This is a genomic window from Halobacteriovorax sp. GFR8 (assembly GCF_050955245.1).
GTDB lineage: Bacteria > Bdellovibrionota > Bacteriovoracia > Bacteriovoracales > Bacteriovoracaceae > Halobacteriovorax_A.
The window spans coordinates 1,184,805-1,210,784 of sequence record NZ_JBPBLR010000002.1 but is presented as its reverse complement, the minus strand read 5'-3'; the positions used below and the strand labels follow the sequence as shown (position 1 = coordinate 1,210,784).

31 protein-coding genes are annotated in these 25,980 nt (G+C 37.3%); 18 read left to right on the top strand and 13 right to left on the bottom strand.

Annotated elements, in window-relative coordinates; translation table 11 throughout:
- Positions 1-32: 32 nt before the first annotated feature.
- Positions 33-749, top strand: coding sequence for a diacylglycerol/polyprenol kinase family protein (locus ACRXC1_RS06390; RefSeq protein WP_392907868.1), 717 nt, complete (start codon positions 33-35; stop codon positions 747-749).
- Between the two features lie 7 nt (positions 750-756).
- On the opposite strand, the gene ACRXC1_RS06385 is transcribed toward ACRXC1_RS06390, so the two are convergent.
- The gene (locus ACRXC1_RS06385; protein WP_392907866.1) at positions 757-1,044 is read right to left on the bottom strand and encodes a hypothetical protein; all 288 of its coding nucleotides are present in this window, start codon (positions 1,042-1,044) and stop codon (positions 757-759) included.
- A gap of 36 nt (positions 1,045-1,080) precedes the next feature.
- Between ACRXC1_RS06385 and ACRXC1_RS06380 the strand changes: the two genes are divergently transcribed.
- Positions 1,081-1,749, top strand: a complete 669-nt coding sequence (locus ACRXC1_RS06380) for an acyl-CoA thioester hydrolase/BAAT C-terminal domain-containing protein (RefSeq protein WP_433657392.1) — start codon at positions 1,081-1,083, stop codon at positions 1,747-1,749.
- Here ACRXC1_RS06380 and ACRXC1_RS06375 read toward each other — a convergent pair.
- The gene (locus ACRXC1_RS06375) at positions 1,735-2,769 is read right to left on the bottom strand and encodes a metal-dependent hydrolase (protein WP_433657390.1); all 1,035 of its coding nucleotides are present in this window, start codon (positions 2,767-2,769) and stop codon (positions 1,735-1,737) included. The genes ACRXC1_RS06380 and ACRXC1_RS06375 overlap by 15 nt on opposite strands.
- A gap of 48 nt (positions 2,770-2,817) precedes the next feature.
- On the opposite strand from ACRXC1_RS06375, the gene ACRXC1_RS06370 reads away from it, so the two are divergent.
- From ACRXC1_RS06370 to ACRXC1_RS06360, 3 genes are all read left to right on the top strand, one after another.
- Positions 2,818-3,555, top strand: a complete 738-nt coding sequence (locus tag ACRXC1_RS06370) for an NAD-dependent deacylase (protein ID WP_433657388.1) — start codon at positions 2,818-2,820, stop codon at positions 3,553-3,555.
- 88 nt (positions 3,556-3,643) lie between these two features.
- Positions 3,644-4,000: a hypothetical protein gene (locus ACRXC1_RS06365; protein ID WP_392907855.1), complete on the top strand. Its 357-nt coding sequence runs from the start codon at positions 3,644-3,646 to the stop codon at positions 3,998-4,000.
- A gap of 18 nt (positions 4,001-4,018) precedes the next feature.
- The gene (locus ACRXC1_RS06360) at positions 4,019-4,294 is read left to right on the top strand and encodes a hypothetical protein (protein ID WP_392855911.1); all 276 of its coding nucleotides are present in this window, start codon (positions 4,019-4,021) and stop codon (positions 4,292-4,294) included.
- 56 nt (positions 4,295-4,350) lie between these two features.
- On the opposite strand, the gene ACRXC1_RS06355 is transcribed toward ACRXC1_RS06360, so the two are convergent.
- From ACRXC1_RS06355 to ACRXC1_RS06335, 5 genes are read right to left on the bottom strand one after another with little or no spacing between them, the layout of a single operon-like run.
- Positions 4,351-5,622: an acetyl-CoA C-acetyltransferase gene (locus ACRXC1_RS06355; RefSeq protein WP_433657385.1), complete on the bottom strand. Its 1,272-nt coding sequence runs from the start codon at positions 5,620-5,622 to the stop codon at positions 4,351-4,353.
- 27 nt (positions 5,623-5,649) lie between these two features.
- A complete protein-coding gene (locus tag ACRXC1_RS06350; RefSeq protein ID WP_433657383.1) occupies positions 5,650-7,008 on the bottom strand; it encodes a hypothetical protein in 1,359 nt (452 codons plus the stop codon).
- Positions 7,008-7,832, bottom strand: coding sequence for a hypothetical protein (locus tag ACRXC1_RS06345; RefSeq protein ID WP_392907847.1), 825 nt, complete (start codon positions 7,830-7,832; stop codon positions 7,008-7,010). The genes ACRXC1_RS06350 and ACRXC1_RS06345 overlap by 1 nt, the downstream gene beginning before the upstream one ends.
- The gene (locus ACRXC1_RS06340; RefSeq protein WP_433657381.1) at positions 7,825-8,562 is read right to left on the bottom strand and encodes an ABC transporter ATP-binding protein; all 738 of its coding nucleotides are present in this window, start codon (positions 8,560-8,562) and stop codon (positions 7,825-7,827) included. The genes ACRXC1_RS06345 and ACRXC1_RS06340 overlap by 8 nt, the downstream gene beginning before the upstream one ends.
- Positions 8,563-8,572: 10 nt before the next feature.
- Positions 8,573-8,983: an acyl-CoA thioesterase gene (locus ACRXC1_RS06335; protein WP_392855921.1), complete on the bottom strand. Its 411-nt coding sequence runs from the start codon at positions 8,981-8,983 to the stop codon at positions 8,573-8,575.
- A gap of 70 nt (positions 8,984-9,053) precedes the next feature.
- Here ACRXC1_RS06335 and ACRXC1_RS06330 point away from each other — a divergent pair, with 70 nt between their 5' ends.
- From ACRXC1_RS06330 to ACRXC1_RS06310, 5 genes are all read left to right on the top strand, one after another.
- Entirely contained in the window at positions 9,054-9,809 is a 756-nt protein-coding gene (locus ACRXC1_RS06330; protein WP_392907843.1) for a MotA/TolQ/ExbB proton channel family protein, read from the top strand.
- An 11-nt stretch (positions 9,810-9,820) separates the two neighbouring features.
- Entirely contained in the window at positions 9,821-10,669 is an 849-nt protein-coding gene (locus ACRXC1_RS06325) for a vWA domain-containing protein (RefSeq protein WP_433657378.1), read from the top strand.
- A gap of 127 nt (positions 10,670-10,796) precedes the next feature.
- The gene (locus ACRXC1_RS06320; protein ID WP_433657376.1) at positions 10,797-12,014 is read left to right on the top strand and encodes a transglycosylase SLT domain-containing protein; all 1,218 of its coding nucleotides are present in this window, start codon (positions 10,797-10,799) and stop codon (positions 12,012-12,014) included.
- A complete protein-coding gene (locus tag ACRXC1_RS06315; protein WP_433657374.1) occupies positions 11,989-12,756 on the top strand; it encodes a PilZ domain-containing protein in 768 nt (255 codons plus the stop codon). The genes ACRXC1_RS06320 and ACRXC1_RS06315 overlap by 26 nt, the downstream gene beginning before the upstream one ends.
- Positions 12,757-12,900: 144 nt before the next feature.
- On the top strand, positions 12,901-13,683 hold the full coding sequence (locus tag ACRXC1_RS06310) for an endonuclease I family protein (RefSeq protein WP_392907834.1): 783 nt from the start codon (positions 12,901-12,903) through the stop codon (positions 13,681-13,683).
- On the opposite strand, the gene ACRXC1_RS06305 is transcribed toward ACRXC1_RS06310, so the two are convergent.
- From ACRXC1_RS06305 to ACRXC1_RS06295, 3 genes are all read right to left on the bottom strand, one after another.
- Entirely contained in the window at positions 13,684-14,511 is an 828-nt protein-coding gene (locus ACRXC1_RS06305; protein WP_433657371.1) for a DsbA family protein, read from the bottom strand.
- Positions 14,512-14,675: 164 nt separating this feature from the next.
- Entirely contained in the window at positions 14,676-15,365 is a 690-nt protein-coding gene (locus tag ACRXC1_RS06300) for a response regulator transcription factor (RefSeq protein ID WP_392907829.1), read from the bottom strand.
- Positions 15,366-15,367: 2 nt separating this feature from the next.
- Positions 15,368-16,936, bottom strand: coding sequence for a sensor histidine kinase (locus ACRXC1_RS06295; protein WP_433657369.1), 1,569 nt, complete (start codon positions 16,934-16,936; stop codon positions 15,368-15,370).
- 120 nt (positions 16,937-17,056) lie between these two features.
- Between ACRXC1_RS06295 and ACRXC1_RS06290 the strand changes: the two genes are divergently transcribed.
- Together ACRXC1_RS06290 and ACRXC1_RS06285 are read left to right on the top strand one after the other, a co-directional pair.
- A complete protein-coding gene (locus tag ACRXC1_RS06290; RefSeq protein ID WP_392907826.1) occupies positions 17,057-17,827 on the top strand; it encodes a 3'-5' exonuclease in 771 nt (256 codons plus the stop codon).
- 77 nt (positions 17,828-17,904) lie between these two features.
- Entirely contained in the window at positions 17,905-18,303 is a 399-nt protein-coding gene (locus ACRXC1_RS06285; protein WP_433657367.1) for a DUF309 domain-containing protein, read from the top strand.
- Here the strand turns inward: ACRXC1_RS06285 and ACRXC1_RS06280 are convergent.
- On the bottom strand, positions 18,226-18,645 hold the full coding sequence (locus ACRXC1_RS06280) for a group II truncated hemoglobin (RefSeq protein ID WP_392907822.1): 420 nt from the start codon (positions 18,643-18,645) through the stop codon (positions 18,226-18,228). The genes ACRXC1_RS06285 and ACRXC1_RS06280 overlap by 78 nt on opposite strands.
- A 39-nt stretch (positions 18,646-18,684) precedes the next feature.
- Entirely contained in the window at positions 18,685-19,950 is a 1,266-nt protein-coding gene (locus ACRXC1_RS06275) for a S8 family peptidase (RefSeq protein ID WP_392907821.1), read from the bottom strand.
- A gap of 198 nt (positions 19,951-20,148) precedes the next feature.
- Here ACRXC1_RS06275 and ACRXC1_RS06270 point away from each other — a divergent pair, with 198 nt between their 5' ends.
- The 4 genes from ACRXC1_RS06270 to ACRXC1_RS06255 all read left to right on the top strand — a co-directional run bounded on the left by ACRXC1_RS06270 (position 20,149) and on the right by ACRXC1_RS06255 (position 23,283).
- On the top strand, positions 20,149-20,853 hold the full coding sequence (locus tag ACRXC1_RS06270; RefSeq protein ID WP_392907818.1) for a VC0807 family protein: 705 nt from the start codon (positions 20,149-20,151) through the stop codon (positions 20,851-20,853).
- A 25-nt stretch (positions 20,854-20,878) separates the two neighbouring features.
- Positions 20,879-21,931 (top strand): aldo/keto reductase, encoded by a 1,053-nt coding sequence (locus ACRXC1_RS06265; protein ID WP_433657364.1) that lies wholly within the window; start codon positions 20,879-20,881, stop codon positions 21,929-21,931.
- A 90-nt stretch (positions 21,932-22,021) separates the two neighbouring features.
- Entirely contained in the window at positions 22,022-22,630 is a 609-nt protein-coding gene (locus ACRXC1_RS06260) for a hypothetical protein (RefSeq protein ID WP_433657362.1), read from the top strand.
- Between the two features lie 95 nt (positions 22,631-22,725).
- Positions 22,726-23,283 (top strand): hypothetical protein, encoded by a 558-nt coding sequence (locus tag ACRXC1_RS06255; RefSeq protein WP_433657360.1) that lies wholly within the window; start codon positions 22,726-22,728, stop codon positions 23,281-23,283.
- A 62-nt stretch (positions 23,284-23,345) separates the two neighbouring features.
- On the opposite strand, the gene ACRXC1_RS06250 is transcribed toward ACRXC1_RS06255, so the two are convergent.
- Positions 23,346-24,365, bottom strand: a complete 1,020-nt coding sequence (locus ACRXC1_RS06250; RefSeq protein ID WP_393098654.1) for a 3-oxoacyl-ACP synthase III family protein — start codon at positions 24,363-24,365, stop codon at positions 23,346-23,348.
- Positions 24,366-24,583: 218 nt separating this feature from the next.
- On the opposite strand from ACRXC1_RS06250, the gene ACRXC1_RS06245 reads away from it, so the two are divergent.
- Both ACRXC1_RS06245 and ACRXC1_RS06240 read left to right on the top strand, forming a co-directional pair.
- A complete protein-coding gene (locus ACRXC1_RS06245; protein ID WP_433657357.1) occupies positions 24,584-25,483 on the top strand; it encodes an endonuclease I family protein in 900 nt (299 codons plus the stop codon).
- Positions 25,464-25,907 carry a hypothetical protein gene (locus ACRXC1_RS06240; RefSeq protein WP_433657355.1) on the top strand — a complete coding sequence of 148 codons (444 nt, stop codon included), beginning with the start codon at positions 25,464-25,466 and terminating at the stop codon, positions 25,905-25,907. The genes ACRXC1_RS06245 and ACRXC1_RS06240 overlap by 20 nt, the downstream gene beginning before the upstream one ends.
- Positions 25,908-25,980 lie beyond the last annotated feature (73 nt).

Below are 25,980 nucleotides of genomic sequence, written 5' to 3'. Positions count from 1 at the left end.
TCAGGATTAACAACCTGAGTTAAGATGCCTATATGGATACGACTATTTCAAATAATGAAAATAACGATGTGGAAACATCGAATAAAGATATAACTGAACAAGTTTCACAAGAAGAAAACGAAACAAAAGAAGAGATTACGAAGACAAGAAAAGACCTACATATGCCACGTAGGATCTTCCACTTCTCGATGGGCCTTATTGCGGGGATGATTTATAAGCATTTTCTAACTCACGCTCAGGCCGTCCATATTCTTGGTATTGCCACATGTGTTTTCTATATTCTTGAACAGATTAGAATTAACTACCCAGAAAACCGCTTAATGAAATTAGGTAGTCGCTACCTTTTACGTGCTGAAGAGCAACTGAAAGAATCGGCCTCAATGCCGTATCTAATGGGACTGCTTCTAACGATCTTAACATTTCCAAAAACTATTACACTTGTTGCTGTTTTCACACTTGCAGTTTGTGATCCTTTAAGTGCCATTATTGGCATTCGCTTTGGAAAGACAAAGTTAAAAGATAACCGCTCTCTTGAGGGAACACTTGCCTTTTTAATTGCAACACTCGCTATTCACCTAATGGTTCTTCTAAGTGTATATGAATTTAATGTAAGAATTGCACTTGTCACTATCTTTAGTTCACTTGTTGTGACGGCCGTCGACTTTATGGATTTTAAAATCGATGACAACCTAACGATTCCTCTATCAACAGCAGGAGCTCTTTGGTTATTTATGGCAATCTTTCTCTAACTGGGTTCTAAAAGAATTTTAGAAATTTCTTTTTCTTAATTTGAACACGACGATAGAAGGCTTCATTCTTGGCCTCGTGCTTTACTTCCACGAGACCTTCTTTGATAAATTCATTTAGGTAGGACTCAAGCACTTCCATATTCACTTCATCAAGAAGACTAAGATCCTCACTTTTGATTGAGATGAGGAGATTCTCCATATTCATCCACTCAAAGAACGAGATATTCTCCAAGATAATCTCCTTGGCCAGATCCATATCATCATTTTGTAAGTTCTCATTGGTTTTAGAATTCACTTTAAAATTCCCCTCGCCCCATCTATTATAGAACATATGGAAAATAATACTAGTCGCACAATTGTTGGTACAAATCTCCCGATTGATTCGCTTGAAATGGGTAATCCTAAAGCACAGAAAACACTTTTAGTTCTTCATGGCTTTGCTCAAAATAATGAACAAATCAAAGAAAATATCGTTGATAAATTATCACCTCAAATTCTCGAGAGTTTTCGTATCCTCATTCCAAATGGAGTTTTTCCTATTCCAAAAATTAGGCCTAAACAAATTACATATCGCTATAGTTGGTACTTCTATGACCACACAAGACAGAAATACTATATTGATATGAGTACTCCAATAGAGGCCCTTGGAAACTTCTTAAAAGCAAAAGACATTGAGTTTAAAGATGTTACTATTGTTGGCTATTCTCAAGGGGGCTATCTGGCCCCAATTATGGCAAGTAACCTTCCAGGAATCCATGCGTCGATTGCCATTAATGCAAACACACGAGTCGATAAACTTGGTGAAAATTTAAACTTTAAGCACCTTTCAATTCATAACGAAGGTGACCCTGTTGTCGAATTTGAAAATTCTCACAATAGCTTTTTGCAGCTAAAAAAGAAAATTACAGATGCTCAATACGAAAGCTTTAAGATTAATACTCATGAGATTTCACCTGAGAATATAAAGGCCCTAGAGTCATACTTACTAGAAATCAAATAAGAGCTTTAAAAATTCTTTTCGTGAGTTAATATCCACAGCGCGCGAAGTATTAAAAGTTACGTGTCCTTCACCTTTGTGAAATTCGATATCCCACATAGACTCTGATGAGTAAGGAAGAATACTATAGCGAGAATCCACGATCGTATTACCTTCTCCCCAATGAAGATAGCCACTAGTAAAACTTCTAAATCTCTCATAATCATAAGGGAACTTATCTGACTTATAATGCTTTAAAAGATTCTTAATTTCTTTTTCTTTAACAATGGAAGCGCTCTCACTTTTTGGATAGAGTTTGATCTTACCAAAAGGGATACTTTTGACGGCATAGAACTTAGCCTGATCTTGGTCAACAACAATTCCACGCCAAACCACATTATTAAAGATTGTCGGCTTAATCATCTTCCTCTCAGTATGCTCATTAATGAGCCCCTTTGTTGTCAGAAAGTTTGTCACACGCTCTCTCTGGTAAAAACCAAGAGACATGAATGCAACGACATAGATGATGGCCGCAGTATTAAATTTTAAATTCTTAGTACGAAGACAAATGATGACAAGAATAACAAGTGGAATTGTACAAAGTGGATCAATAACGGCAACAGTATTTAAAGCAACTCTAGTGGAAGAAAGGGGCCAAAAAAGTTGCGTTCCATAATTTGTAAATGAATCAAGAATACCATGTGTAGCATATGCACAAAATGTATAAAGATAACTTCTTTTAATAGGAACTCTAAATAGTTTAAGAAATAAACTAACGACAAGAGCACCTATAGGAATGAAAAAGAGTGAATGAGTAAAGTGTCTGTGAAATTGTACGTGAAAAAGTGGATCAGTAGATGAACGAATAAGAATATCGAGGTCCGCGGCCATTCCAGCAAGGGCACCCCAAAGAGCTATCACCTTTAAACTAGGTGCTTCTTTAGATTTTTTAGATACTTCATTCTTTCTGCGTATCTTTGGCTTAATTTTGGTCGCTCCTAGAGCTGCCATTGAGCCAAGTACGGCCTGTGATAATGGGTCCACTAAAATCCTCACTTTATGTATTTACCAAGAGTATGTTACCATAAATTCATGAAGTTTTTAAAAGACCAAGCACTCCTTGCAGGCATAAAAAACATTTGTATACTATCTGGTGCCGGAATCTCTAAGGAGTCGGGATTAAAGACCTTTCGCGACCAAAATGGACTTTGGGAAAATCACGATATTTACGAAGTGGCCTCTCCCTTGGCCTTCAACAATAACCCCAATTTAGTTCACGAATTCTATAATCAAAGAAGAAGACAACTCCAATCAGGTGAGGTTCATCCAAATGATGCTCATCTGGCCCTGGCCGAACTTGAAAAGTCAGCGAAGTTTGAAACAACAATTATCACTCAAAATGTCGATAACCTTCATGAGAGGTCTGGCTCAAAGAATATCTTTCACATGCATGGACAGCTTTTAAAAGTTCGCTGCAAGAAAACGAAGAGAGTTTATGAGTGGAAAGATGATCTTACAGTTGAAGATCGCTGCCAGTGTTGTCATACAAAGGGTAACCTAAGGCCACATATCGTGTGGTTTGGTGAAGTTCCGCTTTATCTCGACGAAATCCAAGAAGCACTCCTAAACTGTGATCTCTTTATTTCTATTGGAACATCAGGGCTTGTCTACCCTGCTGCCAATTTTGTTGCTATCGCTAAGAGCGCTGGTGCTCACTGTCTTGAGATCAATCCTCACCCGACAAATAACGCCGAACTCTTTGATGAAACGATCGCTGAAGTCGCAACGCGGGGCGTACGCCACTTTGTGGAATCCATGCTCAAGATCTAGCGTGCAGAAATTACATATTTCATAAAATCACTTTAATTTTCGTTACCCCTTGGCTATAAGTGGGCACTCAATGCTATTGGAGAAGTATATGAAATCAGTGATTTTAACACTTGCGATGCTTTTTGCAGTTACATCTAATGCAAAAGCTTCAAGTAATATTAGAGAAATTTGTGAAAACGCTTACTATGCCACTGGCTATACTAAGCTTCATCAATATAATCTCATCGTCAACTGGGCCCGTATTTCGGATCATGCCCTAGTTGATCTTGAGAATATTATCTACTCAGACAATTTCAGAGTTCTAGCTGAAAAAGTTCTGGGTAATAACAAATCAAAATATACTTTTAAAGAAACTGGAAAACTAAATTCATATCAATATGAAGCTGCCCTTAGTGAACTTGCAAAGATCACTGGAAATCAGGCTTCATGTGTTTATGATCTTTAATCATTAGAGGGAAAAAATATGAAAAAATTATTACTAGCTGCTACACTTTTTATTTCTGTAAACGCAAGCGCAAACCAAATTAAAATTTGTGCGATGGAAGCTCAAGAAACTTGTAAAGAATTAACAAACAAAGAAGATTTCTACACATGTTTCAATTCAGTACGTGACTACTGTATTGATAGCTATATGTACCAATCAGGAAACAAGTCAATGCCATGGTGTTTTGATGAGTGTGCTCTTGTTCAAGACGAAGCTCAAAGAAATCTTTGCTACGAAACTTGTACTGAAAAATAATTTAGATAAATAAGTACAAATAAAGAAGGCACCCATTGGGTGCCTTTTTTTATCTTTTAACGCTCGATAATTGCAACAACACCCATTCCACCTGCTGTACAGATAGAGATTAGTCCACGTCCGCCGCCTTTTTCTTTTAGCATTTTTGCAAGGCCTGCTACAATTCTTGCACCTGTTGCACCAAATGGATGCCCAAGAGCAAGTGATCCACCTTTAACATTAAGCTTTGAGCGATCAATAGATCCAAGAGCAGCGTCTAGGCCAAGCTTTGTTTTACAGAATTCTTCATCTTCCCATGCCTTTAAAGTACAAAGTACTTGAGCAGCAAAAGCTTCGTGAATTTCATAAAAGTCAAAGTCTTGTAGAGTAAGACCAGCACGTTTTAGAAGTTTAGGAACGGCGTAAACAGGGGCCATTAGAAGTCCTTCCTCTTCAATAAAGTCAACTGCTGCCGACTGACAAGTTGTGAAGTATGCTGAAACTTCTAAGTTGTGTTCTTTTGCGTACTCTTCAGAACATAAGAAAACACAAGAAGCACCATCAGTAAGAGGTGTTGAGTTAGCTGCTGTTAAAGTTGCTTTGTCAGATTTTTCGAAAGCTGTTCTTAAAGAGCCCATTTTCTCAACTGTTGTGTTAGCTCTTAGAATTCCATCACGCTCGAGACCTTTAAATGGCACAACTAGATCATTATAAAATCCTTCATTATATGCACGCTCAGCATTTTGATGAGACTCCCACGCAAGTTGGTCTTGATCCTTACGAGCAATATTCCAACGTTGGGCCATAAGCTCACAACTTTGTCCCATTGAAAGACCTGTACGAGGCTCTTTTACAGCAGGAAAGGCAGGCTTAAGGTCAGCAGGGCGAATACTCATCAGTGCCTTAATGCGCTCACCTGTTGAGCGAGCATAATTTGCACGGCTCATGGCATCTGAGAACTTTTTAGAAAATTCAACCGGGATATCACTATTAGTGTCAACACCACCAGCGATCCCGCACTCAATTTGTCCGGTTGCAATTTTCATTGCAATAATATTTGAGGCCTCAAGAGAAAGTCCACAAGCTTTTTGAATATCTGTTGCAGGAGTGTGAAAAGACAGTCCTGATTCAATTGTACACTCACGCGCAAGAGAGAAGTCATAAGCGTGCTTACTTACAGCACCAAGAACAACCTCACCAACTTCTTGCCCTTTAAGATTCATCTTGTCGACTAAACCTTTTAAAGCAGCAGTCATTAGCTCCTTGTTAGAAACACCCTGATACTTTGTCCCAGACCTTGCAAATGGAATACGTGATCCCGTGATAATACAAACTTTTCTTTGTTCCATTAGATTTCCTTTTTATTAATTTGCCTTTTAATTTATAAGGCTTTTTAGTTCGAAAATTATTTTACGATAGCTACTCAAGTGAAAAAATTCTTCTAACTCTAAAAGTATCGTGTTTAATTTTAATTTTTCACGGCCCTCAATACACTTGAGAATTTCCACAACATACTTTTCAATAACAATAAAACATATCGCAAGTGGTGAAAGATTTGACGTGTAAACATCAGGAAAGCCCACACCATTTAATGAACCATGGTGCTGACGAACAATAACATCAATGCCTGTTGGAATTCCTGATATTTCTTGAAGCATAGTAGTGGTCATATTGGCGTGTTCTAAAACAAGCTTCTTTTCTAATTCACTTAAGTCCACTTGTGCCATATCATCGAGAGAGTGAATTTTTAGAAGTTTCTCTTCACGTAAGAGAATATCGTGAAAAAAGCAAATATAACAAACCTTATCCATTGTTTGCTTTAGCTGTTCTCCTCTTCCCCATCCGAGATTTGGAATAATTTGATAGAAGAATAGGCTCGCTAGATAATTTCTTTTAAATGCGTATGTCGTTTCATTCTCGAGTAGAGAACGAAGTAGTGTAGATAACTTCTTTGAGCTACTTACAGTCTTTGTCATGGCAACAATTGACGTTCTAGCTAGCTTCACAGTTTGTGGAGTGATTCCTATTTCATTGAGAAGGTTTTGAGAGATCTCAAAGGTATCACTACTCACTTCCATCACTTTCTTATCTTCTTTGAAGGCCTTTACCACCTTAGTTAGTGACTGAGCAAGGATTTGCCCCATAAGCTTTTCAAAGTCTTCTTTTTGTACAAAGAAATGAGTAAGATTATTTTGCTCATAGCGCCTTACAATATCCTTATCGAGTATATCATTGGCATAGATTCGTTTTACAAAATGCTCCACACCCGCCTTCGTCATTTTTATATAGATATCACAGGATGGATTTGAGAGTTGATAAAAGTTAGCGATTTCAACACTCACAAAATCAGGCATCTTTAAGTGCCTTAGTTCTTCATCCGTAATATTTAAGCTTTTAATAAGTTGAAGGCTAATATCTCTAAGAGAGAATCTTGATGGTAGAGAAACAAAGCTTCCATAATCAATTTCCATCTCACCCAAAATAACAATAGGTTTTTTAATCGTGTGATCGATCATAAAATTAACAAAATTTTGACCGCCAGGGATATTCCTCCCTTCACTATCGATATACTTATTTTCGCAAATTATTCCATCGAAGCTTGCTAATTCATCTGCATTCTTTAAAAGAGAAGAGTTCTCTAGGCACTCAATCTCGAAAGAGTACTCATTTGTTAAGTACTCTCTCACACTTGATTGGATACGCTCATCAGAATGGATGATCAGCAGTTTTCTCATTAGAACGATCTTCTCTTAAAAATAGAGTTAAAAATAAATCCCCATATCGCCAAAGTTGCCACAAGGTGAACAAGACCAAAGACAAAACTCTTAACTATATCTAAGTTTAATTCGGCTCCTAGAGATAACATATCAGCAAGACCTGAGATCTCTCCAATTCTTGGCAGTAGCCAATAAAAGATAAGGCCAAAGATTGATGAAAGGTTAATACCTGATAGAGCAGGATTGCCGGCCTGGATATAAGTGTAGACACCAACCGAGGCAATAACATAAAAACATGTTAGAAGTAGTGTTCCAATCTTATTGAAGAATAAACTAAAGAAACAACTAACAAACATGATAATTAAAATTTGTAAGAAGTGTGGAATAAGAGAAGCGGTCATCTTTATCATTGAAAAATCCACTCCCTTAGGAACAAGGTCATTAGATATTAAGATAATGATACCGATAATAAGAATGAATACTAAGTAAAGAAAACTCAAAAGGGCGCCACCTAGCATACGATTAATCACGTATGATGAGCGATTGATCGGTAGTGCTAAAATTTGAGAAATAACTCCACTTTCTAGATCACTACGAAAGATATTGGCAGAAATAAGAGCGGCCACTAGTTTTGCACTTAGGCTAATAATCCATATAACAACTGTCATACTAGCTGTTGCTAGATAAGTACTAAAGCCCGACTCTTGAATTTCAATTTGTAGAGTATTACTTAAAACACCACCTAGGTACATCACGACGACAGTCATAGCGAATAAGAAAATGACTGATTTATTTCGAACTTCTTTTTCAATTGTATTTTTAATTAGCGTAAAATTAAACATGAGCTTCCTCACTTTCCTCTTTCGTCCCTTTAACAAGAGTATAGAATCGATCCTCTAGAGACATTCCATCACGTACATCATCGATTGGCCCCTGGGCCTGAACTTTACCGTGATTTAAAATAATAACTTTCTTTGCAAATTTCTCCACCTCAGAAAGAATGTGCGAGTTGATTAAAATTGTTTTCCCTTTGCTTGAAAGTTCGAGACAAATATCTTTCACATCTTTAATCCCAATCGGATCAAGGCCAGAAAATGGTTCATCCAAAATAATTAGATCCTTATCTGCAACAATTGCGATACAAAGACCTACTCGTTGCATTTGTCCCTTTGATAACTCACTGAGTTTTTTCTTACCTAACTCTCCAATTGAAAGCTTCCCTAAAGCCTCTTTAATTCTCTCTTTGACTTGAGACTTTTCAACTTGATGAAATTCAGCAAAGAACTTAAGAGTTTCCTCGACAGTAAAATAATTATAGAAAGTGAATTTTTCAGGTAGGTAGACAAGCCGTGATCGTGACATTGGCTCACTTGAATCAATATCATAAATCGAAATTTTTCCACTATCTGCACTAATGAGGTTTAGCATACACTTTACAAAAGTTGTCTTCCCAGCACCGTTTGGCCCCAAAAGAGCAACAACATCCCCATGCTCTACAGTCAGTGAAAAGTCAGATAATGCCTTTTGGTCTCTATAGCTCTTAGAGACATTTTCAACGTTAATTACGCTCATATATAAATCCTTATTTATCGAGAATTGTTTTAGAGTTGATACTACGTGGGCGCTTCTGCTCATCAATGGCCACGTAAGTAAAGATACCATCAGTTACTCTAACTCTTTCTGTTTCAAACTTACGAATAACCCAAGCTTCAACCTTAACGGCAAGAGATGTATTTCCTTCTCTTACAGTTGAGCAGTAGCAACATAGAATATCCCCAACCCCTACAGGTTGGATAAATTTCATTGCTTCAATTGCGATAGTTGCCGTACGGCCATTACAGCGCTTTCCAGAATAGATTGCACCGGCGATATCCATTTGCGAAAGAACCCAACCTCCAAAGATATCACCATTGTGATTTGTATCACAAGGCATCGTTAGCGTGCGAACACATAGTTCTCCTACTGGTTCATTTTCACTATTTTTTCCCACCATTTATATCCTTTTAAAGTCAGTTATAATAAATATAAAATATACCTATAATTTTAGAGTAAAAGGTCATTCAATGCTAGAAAAGAAAGAATTGCAACTCATTGGACAAGCTGTTGTTGTGAGCAGTGTTATGGTGGGACTATTAAACGGAGTATATCTATCTGGTATTTTCCCACAAGATGGAATGGTTTCAAGATTGCTAATTCTCTTAGGTGGAAATTTCATCAAAGGTGGCTACATTCAGTGGCTAACATATTTGGCCTTCTTCTGGTCAATCTCGGAAATAAAAGCATTAAAGGCCCAAATAAAAGCAGAGAAATCCTACTTTAAGGCCAATCTGCTGCCGACAGATGAAAAGCACCTGCTCATGTCTGATGATGTTGTTCAAATTGGTCAGAAAGTGAAAGACTTTGAGAAGAAGTACTCAAAGACTCTTTTAACTCAACTCATTAAAAACTCTTGTGCGAAATTTCGTTCAACGAAAAATGTTTCAGAAGTTCTTGAGGTTATTAATATCATCACTGATCTACATCGAGACAACTCAGAAACTGAACAATCCAACATTCGCTACCTTTTATGGGCCATTCCGTCTCTAGGTTTTATTGGTACCGTACTTGGTATCTCAAGCGCACTCATGTTAGCAAACTCTAAAGACATGCAACTGATTACTTCTACTCTTGGTGTTGCCTTTGATACAACACTTGTTGCACTTATTCTAAGTATCATTCTTATGTGGCTCTTTCACGACCTACAAAAAGCAACAGATCAATTTCATATGAAGACAAAAGAATATGTTATTGAAAACCTTGTTAATAAGATTGAGATGTAGGAAAGCAAAGAATGCGCCAAAGAAAGTCCATAGACGTTTTTAATATTTCATTTCTCGATTTACTCTCAGGAGCACTTGGAGCGGTTATCATCCTCTTTATTGTTGTTCCAAAGAATGAGACTCCTGTTGTCGAAAAACCGAAAGAAGTATGTGTTGATAATTCGCAGGCCCTGTCTCAATGTGAGAAGCTTGCCAAAGATCAAAAGAAAGTCATTCAAGAACTTACTGCACAAATTACTCCACCTAAGGCCAAACCTGAGCCAAAGCCTGAACCAAAACCAACTCCTACTCCAGTTGCCAAAAGCGCTGATGTTGGATTTAACTTTAAAGGCAAACGCGTGGCCTTTCTTATTGATGTTTCAGGCTCAATGGGTACAGATGATCGCATCGGCCAAGTTAAAGCAGGACTTAAGATGCTTATTGCCTCAATGGGTAAGGACTACTATGTCGACATTATCTATTTCCCTGGTAAGAACCGAAGTTCACAATATGCGCTGTGGGGTGTTTTACAAGACCTTAGGGACCTTAAAATAAAAGAAGAGGTATATGAATTTTTGGCAAGCCTAAGGCCTTATGGCGCAACACCAACAAGGGCGGCCCTTAAGTACGTGATTGATCAATACCCTCAACTAACCGATATCGTTCTCCTAAGTGATGGCTCCCCTACGAAGTCTGGACGAACAACTTCACCGGATAATATCGACGACATTGTTAGGGATATCACTGACAAGAATAACGTGCGAAAAGTACAAATTAATGCCATTGGTGTTGGGGCAAAGAATTTCAGTAAGTCGTCGGATTTATATAAATTTTTAAAGAATTTAACAGATGCCAATAACGGTTTTTTCTATGGCTTCTAAAGTTGGCGAAATTTACGGATTTTGCTAACCATAGATTTTATAGTGATTTTCACCTAAGTTACTGATTTAACTGAATTATTTACTCCGCAACTTCAGCGACTTATCCAAAATTGTCATAATAGTGTCAATGAACATGGCACTTAAACCAACATTTCGTCAGCACATTGTCAGAGTCTTGTTAAGAGCAAGTTTTTCGGCACTCTTTTTTGGAGCAACTCTCCTATTTACCTCATGTGCTGGGCCAATGAATCCGTTCGGAAGTGACACTCTTTCAATTATTAATGACGGAGATCATTTCGAGAATCTTGAGGCCTTTACTAATATCTTAGATAACCATCTAAACTTTGATAATGTTGGAACAAGTACAATTGGTATCGAGTTCTTTCCAAAGAAACAAAATCGTCACACTGTTTATGACCTCTATATTAAGATCAACTCAACTCGTGGAAAACTCAACCCTGAAAATATTGTGATCTTTTGGAATGGTAGAAATATCACTTCTAGCTTTAAAAATAATAATAAAGTTATCTATGAAGATGACCAAAATATTATTTATAAAATCAACCGCCTAAGTCTTCCTGCAAGACTTGAGACTGATATTAAAATTGGCTACCAATACCGTGGAGAAATTCGTTCACTTTATCGTTATGAAGAACCTTCATGTAAACAATTTACAGCTGCCAATAATACAACAACTATTACAACGACTGACCCATTCAATGTAAAGTCGAGCTTTATTGATCTAGTAAAAAAAGAAGCATCTAAAGTGCATACTAATCCTTCAATGCTTCTAGGTATTATTGCCCAAGAGTCAGGCTTTAATTATCGCTCGGTAAGCTCTGCAAAGGCAATTGGTCTAACACAAGTTACCGATGCAGCAAGCCAGCACGTCATTAAGAAGTATGACACATGGAAAGTAGACAAGAGAATTGAAAAACTTCCGTATGGACTCGTAAAGTTTATGGTTAGATCTGGAAAGATTAATCAAAACAATGATTGGCGACTTAATCGAAAAAAATCTGTTATCGGTGGACTCGAGTATATTGAATACCTAAAGAAGTATTGGCGTGGCAATATCGATCTTGTTCAAAAGTCATATCCAAAAATAAAAAATCTTAAGACATTTGAGAAAAGCCAACTCTTTACAGACTTGATTCTTGCTAGTTACAACTCTGGCCCATTTAGAGTGAAGTCTCAATTAATAAAGTTAGAAACAGACTGGCGTAACTCTGATCGCCTTCAAGAAGCAAAGAATTATATTAATCGCGTAAATAGTTATTGTTATCACTTTACACAAAATGACACTCAAGGAGTCATCAATGAAGATCAAGCCATTAATCTTTAATATTTATGCATTTGTATTTATTGCAATTGCAGTTAGCATCCCAATTCAGGTCATGTTCCTCTACGGTCATGGTGCAACTGATATTGGTGCCATCTGGTCGAAAATGACAGTCTTTAACTTCATGGTTATGGCCTCTTGTTTTCTTAATGCTTATTTCTCATTTACAGCACAAGATGACATCAAGTGGAGCTTTCCATTATCGATTGGCTTTGTTTGTTTAAATAATTCGATTGTCTTAGTTTATGGTAATGACTTTGAAGCAGCTTCAGTTATTCTATCAACTTTTGCCTATATCCTTATGACTTCATACTTTATCCTAAGTCATGAAACAAATGTTATTAACTCACCTGCTGCTCAGTGGTGGAAAACAGCAATTCGCTACCAAGCACCCCTTCCAACAAAGGTTTCTTCAACAGATATTCCAATTAATCTTGGTGAAACTTTTGATATCTCAAGAACAGGTGCTTATATCTCTTATAATACGCCTACTCAAAAAGAAATCTTCAATTGTGGAGACACTTTTACTTTCAATATCGGAACAGATTTAGAACTAAAGGCCAAGGTCGTTAGAAAGTCGAATGCTGTCGGACGCTACCCAGAGGGAATGGGGGTACAATTTGTCGAACTTGGTGTTGGTGAAAGACTTCAATTAGAAAAGCTTTTAACAAGCCTTAGACAAAGTGTAGATGAAGAAAATATGGATAGTGATAACGATTACGAAGAGTACAATAACGCTGCTTAGTCGTCCCCTAAGTAGCTAAAATAACGAGCTTGATTTTTAAATTGGCAGGACCTCACTGAGGTCCTGTTTTTTTATTGGGGCCATATTTCAAGTAAATTCTACAATCTCCTACCATCTGTTCATAAATTACCGTAAAAGCAAAGTATGTTACGTACAACTCTAATAATTTTAGCAACATCACTAACAGTGGCCCAGCCCCTTGACCTCAAGGCCCATGGAGACACTGATCAACCATTCAACCAAGCAGAATTTAGAAAACGCTTATCTGCACTTATGAAAAAAGGAAAGCGAACGCTCTACTATAAAACAGCAAGGCTTTATCTTTTTAATAATATCTACGCTTACAACAAGAATGGCTCTGAGAATAAGTATCTAAAAGATCTCTACTGTGGAAATGAATACGAAAATAATGTTGATATTCACTTAGATCAAGAAAATCTTCCTGATGGAAATATTATCAATACTGAACATACTTGGCCAAAGTCTCGTTTCTTCGAATATGGGGACTCAGTAGAACACGGCAAGAATGAATATGACGATATGGTTGCAGATATGCACCACCTCTTCCCAACCGACTCTTTCGTTAACAGCATGAGGGCCTCATATCACTACGGTGAAGTCGATGAGAATAAACTTCAAGACTGTGGGGAATCAAAATTTGGGAAAAATAAGAAGTATCCGAATATGCCGTTATTTGAACCACCAAATGAAGTCAAAGGCGATATCGCTCGTGGACTATTCTACTTTGCTGTCACATATGAGCTACCAATCAATGATCGTGAAGAAGAATTTTTAAGAGCATGGGATAAGTTAGACCCGGTATCTGAATTTGAAAAGTTTAGAAATGATGAAGTAGAAAAGTATCAGGGCAACCGTAATCCATTTATCGATTACCCTGAACTAATTAATTTGCTAACGGACCTTTAATTATTTAATCTTTGCCATCTCACTTGCTGGATCCTTAGAGTTTCCATTCAAGCGACGATCTAAGATCATTTTAAAATGAGAATATGGGTATGCGCCTTTAACTGGAACACCGGCCACGACAAAACCAGGAGTGCCACTAAAGCCCAGTTTATTTGCACTTGCTACGTCCGCAGCAATCTTATTTTCAACACGTTTAGAGTTAACTAGTCCTTTAATTTTGTTAACATCTAACTTCATCTCTTTGACGAGACTAACAAAGTATTTTTCACCATGACGGACTTTGTTTTGATTCTTCAAGATTATCTCATGAAAATCAAATGCCTTTTGTCCATACTCAATTCGAATTGCTTCATAGTACTTGGCCGCAAGTCTAGCATTAGGGTGGATTGAATCAATAGGAAGATGACGATAAACAAATGCAACATCATCTTTATAATCATCAAGAACCTGCTTAACAGTCTCTAGAGCGCGATAACAGAATGGACACTGAAAATCAGAGTATTCATAAATAATAACTTTTGCATTCGGATTACCAATAATTAAGTCCTCGCTGTGTTTTTCAACTTCAATTGGATTCTTAAATGCTGCTTCTAAAATTTCTTGCTCTTTCTTATTGCGATCTTCAAGGGCCTTCTCTCTCATTTGAGACGCCATCTTCTGGAGTGTTTCCATGAACAGTTGTGGATTTTTTTTCATGACTTCAGTTAAGATTTCAGGATTCTTCTCCAATGTTTTTTGAAGATCACTTGCTGATTGCTTTGACTGGCAAGATGCTAAGAACAAGGCAACAAAGGCAAAAAGAAGTGGAATGGTTAATCGCTTAGACATAAATGGCCCCTAGTAGTTTTCGTAACTTTTGTTAACAAACCTTTCGTAACATTATGGCCAAGCTTTATTCACTATACGTTAGAGTTATGTCAAATCTTTGAAAAGAATATAAAAAAAGGGCCTTATGAAGGCCCCTATTTATCAGTTATTCGACGTTTTTAATTTTACTGAGCAAATTGTGGGCGAAGCTTGTAACCAATTCCACGAACCGTTTCAATTAAGTTTTCATTAAACTTCTGACGTAATTGTAGAACGTGTGTATCTACTGTACGAGTTGATGGATAGCATTCATATCCCCATACCTTATTTAAAATTTCATCACGTGAAAGAGCACGGTTTGGATTTTCAACAAGTAGCTTTAGAAAATCAAACTCCATTTTTGTTAGTTCAACTAAATTTCCGTCCCAAGTAACTTCTCTCGTATCATTATCAATTTTAAGCTTTCCAAGAGTTAGCACACCCTTTGTGTCAATTTCCTTGGCCGTTGCACCTTGATCTCCTATTCTAAGTTGAACTCGAATACGAGCAAGAAGCTCACGAGACTCAAAAGGTTTTGTCATATAATCATTTGCCCCTGACTCAAGTCCTACGACTTTATCTATTAAGTCAGTTTTGGCCGTTAGAATAATCATTGGCGTGTTATTATTATTTGCACGAATCTCTTTAAGAAAGTCGATCCCTTGCCCATCAGGAAGCATCCAATCTTGGATGATAAGGTTAAATCCTTTTAGATCAATTTTTCTAGCTTCTTCAAGAGTCTGTGCCCAAGTTGTGTCAAACCCTTCCATTTTAAGAAAATCAAGAATTCCTTTTCCTAGTGAAATATCATCTTCAACTAATAGAATCTTATCCATATTTACTTCCTTTTAGGTAGCGTAATAATAAATTTCGTCGGCTTCTTTACCAACTCAATCTTCCCGCCCCATTCATCAACTATATTTTTAATAATATTTAAACCTAAACCAGTACCAGAACTCTTAGAACCTTTCACAAACTCACTAGTCAGTGTATCCAGATCCTTTGTAATCTCACCACCATCACCAACTTCAACAACAAAGAATTTGTCCTTCTCATAAATCTTTAAATAGTGTTCTTCTGCACCATGAATAAAAGAATTCTCAACAAGGTTCTTTATTAAAATTTGAAACCAGTAATAATCAACAAAGATCGTATCATTGACATCGATTGAGATATCAATTTCCTTATCGTAAGTTTCCTTAATAGGAATGATTGTATCATAAATAAGATCTTCTAAATGTTCTAACTTTTCATAACTGAATGTTAACATACCTGAAGCATTTGACCCCTGTAGGTAGTGCTTAGACTTCTCCGTTAATCGTTGTAAGCGGTAAACTTCACCTGCGATACGCAAAACATCTTCTTGCTGGTCTTCCGGCAAAGAACCAAGAGAGCGATTCATTTTTTCGACGATGAGTAGTAAAGATGCAACAGGTGTTCTAAACTCGTGAGTTAGAACCTGAAGGGCCATCTTCTTTCGACTCTCTTCAACCTTATCATCCTTAATTTTGCTAAAGAGCAACCAAAGAATAATAAAGAAGATAACAATAATCCCTGTAAATGATGTCAGGGTCGATGTGGAAACTGTTTGTAAGAGGTGTCTGGTATTTTGTCTCCAACAGATTGGGCCATCATTATAAACACACCACTTCCCTGCTCGTGCCCTTGTGATTTGATAAGGAGTTTGATCTAAGAATCTCTCAATTGAATCATTAGCATAGAAACGATACTCTAAGACATTGTATTGTCTTGGGTATTTGATCCTAGCAAGTAAGAAGTTCTTAGCAAGAATTGTTCCCTCTTCGTTAATAATATCTTGAAGTGTTTCTTGGGAAAGACTTGCAAGAAGTCCATAGATCCCACCTAGTGGGCCTATTTCACGCTGTAATTGTGCAAGCTCAGAGACATGAAAGTATGAAAGCCTTCTTCTTACCCATGAAGTCTGCGAAGCCTGACCTGTTGCTAATTGGTACTGGAAAAGAAGATAAGCGTAACTTACACCTGACTCATGAATATAAGGTGGTGACTTAACAAACCAATTCGGAATATTTCTAATTCTTCCACAACGAATTTGCTCCCATACTCCCTTCTTGCGCGTTCCCGTTAATTGAGATTGAAGAATTTCAATATTTGAACACCCTTTTGAACTTGAAAGAAGAGATGCATCAAATTCTTCAATTGCAAGGGATGGATTAAGAAGCTGGAACTGCTCATCTGAGTAATAAAGAGATGAGAAATTAACAATGGCGTAAGGTGTAATTGAGGTTTGCATCTTAACTTTTAGCTCATTAATTTCATCAATTTGGTACTGACTAGCAAATCGAGGAGCAAAAGTTTTTAAAACAAAACTTCCAGAGAAAAAGGCAACTATTAACGCCGTGAATATAAGTACAATATAAGGTTTCATTAAATCTAAGTAATCCCAGCATTTACAATATTAAACGTATCGTTAATAATTGTCCTAAATAAGTCAGAATATTGTCAATTAATCTTATGGCACACAGCAAGACAAACAAAAGGACGTCAAATGCTCATTCTTGGAGTTGATTTAGAAGGTATTAACGAAAATTTAACGCAAAAAGGTGTAAACCTTGAAGTTGACCGCGTTACAGAAATTGGAGCAGTTCTTTGGGACACACGCATCAACTCTCCAGTTAGAATCTTCTCAGAACTAATCGATGAAAAAGATCGTTTAAAACTTACAGAAGAAGTTATTGAGCTTACAGGTATTGACGAACAATTACTTGCTGAGTGGGGTCGCCGCGGTGATGAAATCAAAATGGCCCTTGAAAGAGTTGCCTTACTCATGAAGAAGGCCGACTATATGATGGCCCACAATGGTGCTAAATATGATAAGCCAATGCTAACGGCGATGTTTAAAAGATATGGTATCGAGATGCCTAATAAAGTCTGGATCGATACGCAAGAAGATGTAGAGTACCCAAGAAAAATCACTCACAAGTCAATGGCACTTCTAGAGCACTCACATGGCTTCATTAATCCATTCCCACATAGAGCTGTAACTGACGTTCTTGCAATGCTTAAGATCGCTTCTCACTATGACTATGTAAGAATGGCAAAATTAGCAAGTGCTCCAAAGGTGCGTATCGTTGCAGAATTAAAAGCACCAAATTGGAAAAATCGTCAAGAAGTTGAAAAATTCAATGCAATCAAACATAAGGTTGCACGTGCAAGATTTCAATGGGATCCAAATGAGAAGGTTTGGTCAAAGATTGTTTCTCAAGTTCATATTGATGAAGGAAAACTTCTCTTTGATTTCGATTGGAGACTTTCATAAGATACTCGACTCGTCCTCTACCACCATATAAATTTCGTCCAGGAGTGAATCCTCACCCCTTAAAAACTGGTGGCCATATGGAAGTTACAGGCGAGCCTCAAACAGCTCGCCTAAGTTCAAGTGATGACTTTAAAAATAATGAAAATTATTTATTTGCCATAGATTTAGTGAATGAAGGCTATTTCTGGGAGGCCCATGCTTACCTAGAGTCTCTGTGGAATGAACATAACCGAACAGATGACTTTGCCATTTTATTTAAGGCCATTATAAAAATTGCGGCAGGTCTTTTGAAATTAGAAATGAAGCAAGAAAGTGCATTTAGAACACATTTTGAGCGCTGTCTCGAACTCTTAAATGAATTACACTATGAAAAATTTTGCGGAATCGAAATCGAAGAACTAAAAGTCTTGGTTTCTCATATGCTCAGCGAATCTTTCGAAAGCACCCCAGAGTTCTTTATCAAACTCAGGCTTTAGTTGCTTCTTATCCATGGCCTTTCTCATACAGTAGAGCCACTCATCTCGCTCAGCGAAGCCAATTTTAAATGGAAAATGTCTCTTCCTCATTCTTGGATGGCCATACTTTTCAATATATAAACTAGGGCCTCCTAACCATCCAGACAAGAACATAAAGAGCTTCTTATTAGCACTCTCAAGTGAGCTTGCATGAATCGCACGACACTTTGATGCCTTAGGATCAGTATCCATAACTTCATAGAAGTCATTGACAAGTTCTTGAACGCCCGCGGCGCCACCTAGTTTATGATAAGGAGTCATTTTTAATTTTCGAATAAGGATTTCGGGTAGTTTGATTTTCATAATAAAAAAGGGAGTCTTAAGACTCCCCTTTTTATATCACTAGTTTTGGATATTGTTAAGTAGGCGGTAAGCTTCAATACGTCCAGACTTAGCTTTTGTGATAAGTCCTGGATTAGGAACAGAAGTCGAATAGATTCTTTCTTTTATTTCAGAGAAAGAAAGTCCATCTTCTTTTGAAAGAAGAAGTCCTAGAACCCCTGAAACCATTGGCGTTGCCATTGAAGTACCAGACATTTTCTTGTAACGGTTATTTGGAACAGTTGAAAGAATATTTGATCCTGGAGCAAATACGTGAACTGTTTCTTGTCCATAGTTAGAAAATGATGAACGATTCCCTTTTCCATCCATTGCACCAACTGTGATCACGTTAGCAACATCATAGTTTGCTGGATACGTTGGTCTTGAATCATTATCCATTCTTGAGTTACCAGCAGCTGCTACGAAAAGAACACCTTTATCACGTGCATTCTCAATCGACTCTTTTAGTGCTTCAGAGTACTCTCCTCCACCCCAAGAGTTTGAAAGAATTTTTGCACCATTAGCAACAGCATAATCAATTGAAGAAATTGCATCAATTGTCTCACCTGAACCACTATCACTTAGGAATTTGATCGACATAATTTTTACATTTGCCATAACACCCATAATTCCAGTTCCATTGTGACGAGCACCAATTACACCAGCACAGTGAGTACCATGAGAGTGCCCATCCATTGGGTCACCATCTTTATTTGCAAAGTCATATCCGTAAACATCATCAACAAATCCGTTTCCATCATCATCAATTCCATTTCCTGCGATTTCACCTTCATTCTTCCATGTATTAGCTTTTAGATCAGCGTGAGTGTAATCAACACCAGTATCAATAACAGCTACAACGAGGTCGCGGTTACCTGTTTCAACATTCCATGCAGCAGATGCATTAATGTCCTCACCAGCTTTTCCTCTTGAGAACCAACCACCAGAGTTGCTTCCATCATTTAAAAGTCCCCACTGTTTCGAAAATTGCTCATCGCGATTTTCAGTTAGTGAAGAATCATCTTGTTGAGGAGCTGAAAATTCATTTAAGTTAATGATCCAGTTTTTCTCAACATACTCAACCGCAGGGTCTTGAACAAGACCTTCGAATTTTTGCTTAACGACAGCAAATGTACCAAAGCTTAGTTTTCTAACCTGAGCATCGGCCATATTTGTGTTAACAAAAGATTCGTAACCTGGCTTTAGTTTAACAATGTAACCATTGTAATTTTGAGCTGAAGCGCTCAGTGCACACGTCATACCTAGTGCAAGAAATAGTTTTTTCATGATTTATCCTTATGTTCATCCGTGATCAAAAGTAATTCGGGTAAAAAAAATGATTTCATTTAAATTTTCTTAAGACAAGTTCAGATTTCAGGTTGTAAGAAGTTGTTACAATACCCGAGTTTTCACATTGGTCTTTTAAACCTTTTCCTACTTTATTGATTTAGGTATTATGAAGGGCAAATTATAAAAGGATTCTAAATGTCAGATACGACTGAATTAAATAAAGAAAACAAAAATGAAAACCCGTTCATCAACATTCTTTGTAATGTTGTGATTCCATCAGTAATACTAACGAAATTTTCTGGGCCAGAAAAACTAGGGCAAGTTAATGCTCTTATTATTGCTCTTGGCTTTCCACTTTTATATGGAGCGTGGGACTTTATCTCAAAAAGAAAGTTTAACTGGATTGCGGCCATTGGTCTTGTCAGTGTTCTCCTTACAGGTGGGATTGGTCTTCTTGAGCTCGATCGCACATGGATGATAGTGAAAGAAACTGCTGTTCCACTTGTGATTGGTCTCTTTGTACTAGCATCGCAATTTACAAAGAAGCCACTGATAAGAACTTTATTTGAACAAATTTTTGATATGGAAAAAATCCACCTTGCCTTTGAAGCAAGAGGTTTACACGACGACTTCAAACAAAAGATTCATGTGGCAGGATTCTACTTTTCTTCAACATTCTTTCTTTCAGCATTTTTAAATTATGTTCTTGCGGTCATCGTTCTGAAAGGAGCACCAGGAACAGTTGAATTTAATGAAAGCCTAGGAAGAATGACTGCTCTGAGTTTTCCAGTTATCTCTGTTCCTACTTTAATCGTGACAGTGGTTATTATTTTTACATTAGTTAATTACATCAAGAAACAAACACAGCTTCCATTAGAAGAAATGGTTAAGCAGCAATAATAAAACCAAATACAAATGAGGGTTTATGAAATTTAATCAATTAGGAAATACAGATATAAAAGTGAGTGAAATTTGTCTTGGGACAATGACATGGGGTGAACAAAATACAATAGAAGAAGCTCATGAACAACTTGATCTAGCAATCGATTACGGCATCAACTTTATTGATACAGCAGAAATGTATCCAGTGCCAGGCCAACAACATACTTACACTAAAACAGAACAATTCATTGGAAAATGTGATAAAATACAAACTCATAGAGACAAGTTTATTCTTGCCTCAAAAGTAGCAGGCCCTGGACCAATGGATAGCTATATTAGAAATAGTGACATTAGAAAGAGTGCCTTTTCAAAAAGTGATATTAAAACAGCTTGTGAGGCCTCACTTAAAAGGCTTAACACTGAATACTTAGACCTTTACCAGATTCACTGGCCATCACGTGTGACAAATTTCTTTGGGCGTCTAAATTACGAGCATATCACTCCTGAGATAGAAGTAAGCTTCAATGAAAGAGTCGAGGCCATGGATGAGCTTATCAAAGAAGGAAAGATTCTTCACTGGGGTCTCTCAAATGAATCACCTTGGGGAGTTATGAAATATCTTGATGCGGCCAAGGAAACAAATACGGCGCGTCCAGTTTCAATTCAAAATCCATACTCACTACTTAATCGTTCATTTGAAGTTGGTCTTGCAGAAATGGCAATCCGTGAGAAAGTTGGACTCCTTGCCTATTCTCCTTTGGCCTTTGGCGCACTCTCAGGAAAGTACCTTGATGGAAAAAGACCTGCAAACTCTCGCCTTACTGAGTACGGCGACTACTTCACTCGCTACTCATCAGAGCATGCACAAAATGCGATTAGAGCATATGTCGAACTTGCAAATGATGTAGGGCTTTCTCCTGCTACTCTTGCTCTTGCCTTTGTTAACAAGCGTGAATTTAATACATCAAATATCATCGGTGCAACGACGATGGAGCAGTTAAGAGAGAACCTTGCCACAAGTGAAGTGACTCTTGATAGCGACACTCTGAATCGTATCGAGGAAATACACAAGGTATTTACTATACCTTGCCCATAGGGCCGGCACTTTCTGCCACTCACTCCACATAAGTTCTTGATTTAATTTAATTTGATAAAATCTAGAACAAGAACTTATGTGGAGGCGTTCATGTTTTCAAAATTTAAGCACAAGAGTGAATTTGATCTTGGCAAACAAGAGCTTGCAAAAATCTTCTTTGAATTAGAAGAGTTTGAAGATGCACCTCTTAAGATGGCCCTAGCAAGTTATGAAAACTTAAAAGCTGGAACAAAATCCACAGAAGACTTCTTCTACTACCTCATTGAAGATTCAATCTTTACTTCCCTCTATGCAACTTTTTATGAACGCATTTTCATGGCCATCAATCAATATCCAGAACGTGCCCTTGAATTAGTTGAGAGCTTTAGTGCGGACGCCGATGAAAGGGAGCAAGTTATTGCAACTCAAACTCAGCAGCATCTGGCCTTTGTCGAAAACTACGGAATGTGTAGCGGATGCGGTTCATGCGAATACCATCAAGACGTCGCAGAACTTATCGCCCATTACCAAAAAGGTGATATCGACTTCTTTACTGAATTGTATATCGGTATGCAGACAATCCAATTTGCCATGGAATACTTTCTCTATGATTATATTCCAAGTGATCCAAAACTTGTTAAGCTTACGGCCCCGGCCCTTATGCAAAACTGGCGTGAATTAATCTACAATTACGCCAAACTTAAGGCCCGTGAGCTCTAGAGCATAAACTTACAAGTTCTATCTTTAAGCTAGATAAAATTGCATAAACTAAAACTCCTTAATATCATTAATAGGATTATAAAAAGGAGTTTATAATGAAAGTACTAATTAGTTTACTAATGCTTCTGCCTGCTTTAGGTGCAGGACTTCAAATCGGTAACGACCTGGCCTCTAATCCAGTCGAAGGTAGCATCCGCTTAACATGTAATGACAGAAATCAGCACCAAATTCGCTACGTAAATTGTAGTGCCAATTACCTAAGCCCATCAGAGTTTTCACGCTTTGTTTTAGAAGAAGGTGAAAAAGTTGATGCAGACGAAGTAACTCTATACTACAAGGATCATAAAGGACGCAAGAAATCGAAGTCATCTTCATTTGATGCTGAAAAAGGTGAAAGTTCTAAGAAGTTTAATCTTTGGATCTACACTCTACTTCAAAGACCACTACTTAACTACTACGGTGAAAATGAAATCGAGTACAAGCTAGAAAAAAATGGACGCGAAGTTGCAACTGGAAAGTTCATTGTTAATGTTGAAAAACAAGACACAAAGTACTGCCAAAGTGCAAGCTACTGGTCAAGCAATATGGATGACTGTCGCTTCCCACAAAACTTCTGTGCTCGCTACTTCCGCGATTACAACTACTGCCAATAAAAAAGCAAAATACAAAGCCTCCAGTTTGGAGGCTTTTTTTATATTTAAAATTTAGAAATTAGTTAAACGCGGTAAAGAGAAGCGGCCCAAGTAAAGCCTGCACCAAAGGCAGCACTTGCCACAAGCATACCAGGCTTAAGAACGCCCTCTTTCATCGCATCGTGCATTCCTAGAGGAATTGTCGCTGCAGTTGTATTTCCATATTTTTGAATTGTATTGAAAACTTTCTCTTCAGGAATTCCCATCACCTCTGCAACTTTAGAATTGATTCTTAAGTTTGCTTGGTGGAATAAGAAAACATCAACGTCGTCAACTGTTACACCGTTTTTGGCCATAAGCTTTGAAAGTGCTTCAGTCATTCTTTTTACAGCGTGAACAAAAACAGTCTTCCCATTCATTTGTGGATAGTGAAGTTTTTCATCAAGCATGGCCTGTGAAAGTCTTTCTGTTGAATCAAAACCAGTTCCCGCAGCTGGAAGCCAAAGCTCCTTTGCATACTTTCCTTCACTATGAAGAGAAGCATCGATAAAACACGGCTCAGTCTTCTTATCATTAACTTCAGTTGCACTCATAACAATTGCACCTGCACCGTCACCAAAGAGAACTGAAACATTACGTCCCTCAGGAGTTTGGTCGAGACCTTTAGAGTGAACTTCTGCACCGACAACCAGAATATTTTTATTTGAACCACTAACAATAAATTTATCAGCAACAGTCATGGCATAAAGAAAACCAGAACACTGTTGACGAATATCGATAGCAGGAATTTCTGAAAGACCTAGCTTATCTTGTAGGAAACAACCTGTTCCTGGAAAGTCAAAGTCAGGAGATAAAGTTGCTAAGATAATCATGTCGATATCTTCTTTATTAATGCCCGCATTTGCAATGGCCTCTTCACTTGCCTTAAGCGCAAGATCAGAAGTCGAAGTCTTTGCATCAACCCAATGACGTTGCTCAATTCCAGTACGTTGAACGATCCATTCATTAGAAGTATTCATCATTTCTTCGATATCTGAATTTTTAAAAACTTGTGGTGGAACGTAAGAACCCACACCAATAATTTTACTTGCCAAAACACCCATAGTATTTCCTTTTCATAAATTTTCTTACATCTGAATTGGTGATTGATATCTTTTCAATTTAACACAATATTCGCCTATGCGATAGAGAGGTGGCTTACAATTTTATTTTTCTTAAATTGCCCCGATGTGTTTTTTATGGGCCAATTCTTGCTCTGTTTTTTTATTGGCCAAGATATGTTTTCTTGTTAACATATAACTATTCCAAGGAAGGAATTAAAATGACTAAGCTTAGTCACCTTTTGGTGCTTATTTACATTCAAATGAGTTTCAGCGCAGCTGCCGCATACAACTCGACCCAACTGACGAAATACCCTTACTATCCTGAGGATACGGCCCAGTTTATCTCAAACACTCTAGAAAACGCGAATAACATTAACCATTTAAATGCGTCATCACAAATCAAAGCAAAGCTTAGACAAATCCTAGTTTCTGCTCATATTAGAACACCAAATAAAAATGACTTACTTGCTAAAGACTGCAAGGGTAGACAAAATTGTTTTACTCAAAGAGTTCCAAGAAATTATAAAGAAGCTAGAAAGTATCTATTTGGAGATGTTTACCTTCAAACTTCTTCTCAGGGTTATTATGTAAAGGATATTTACTGTAACCAGGAAGTTGATGAAAGTGATGGTATTGGTAAAATGCAGATCCCAAATCATCAAGTCATGAATTGCGAACATAGCTGGCCTCAATCAAGGTTTAACCCAAGAGAGAGCCGCAATACACAAAAGAATGATCTTCATCACTTATTTCCTGCAAACTCAAGAGCTAATTCATCACGTAGCAACCACCCTTTCGGTGAGGTTAACGGCCGTGTTGTAAACTCAAATTGTCAGGACTCACATATTGGTGAAGTGAATTATGCAAATGAAACAACAACTTCGTTTGAGCCACCTGAAGAAATCAGAGGAAATATTGCAAGAGCACTATTCTACTTCTCAACTCGCTACAATATTTCTATCGATGAAGCTCAGGAATTTTACTTAAGAAAATGGCATAATGAAGATCCTGTTGATGCATTTGAAGAAAGAATTAACAATCGAATTTATGAAATTCAAAATAGTCGCAATCCATTTGTTGACGATGAAACATTAGTTGATGCTATTAAAGATTTTTAAACTTACCATTGTACTTATCTTAGCTAATTTAATTGCCTCATGCGCAACTAAGCAAACACCTGTAAAGCCTTTAACACAAAGAGAGAGGCAACTTCTCTACTACAAAAAGCTTCGTGCATATAAGTGGGATGAGATTACAAAGAAACGTGCTCAGCAACAACGTCGCTATCATAAGAATAAGAAAATTACTGTTGAAACGAGGAAGAAGAAAGTTTCTCCTAAACCTAAAAAAGTTTCGCCAGTCATTCCTGTTGATCCCAATGAACAACGTATTGAAATTGAACAACTTATCTCTTTTCATTGTATAAAAGAGCGAATGGATAATTGTGATGAATTATCGACTAAAATCTACGAAAAATGCCTCCAAGAGTTTAACCCTGGAGACAAGAGACTTACTTACTGTGTGACAAAAGCTCTAAAATAACTATTCGTTACCTGCTTTCTTTTCTAACTCTTTTTGAAATTCTTTGAGTTCTTTTTCAGCTTTCTTTTTAAGT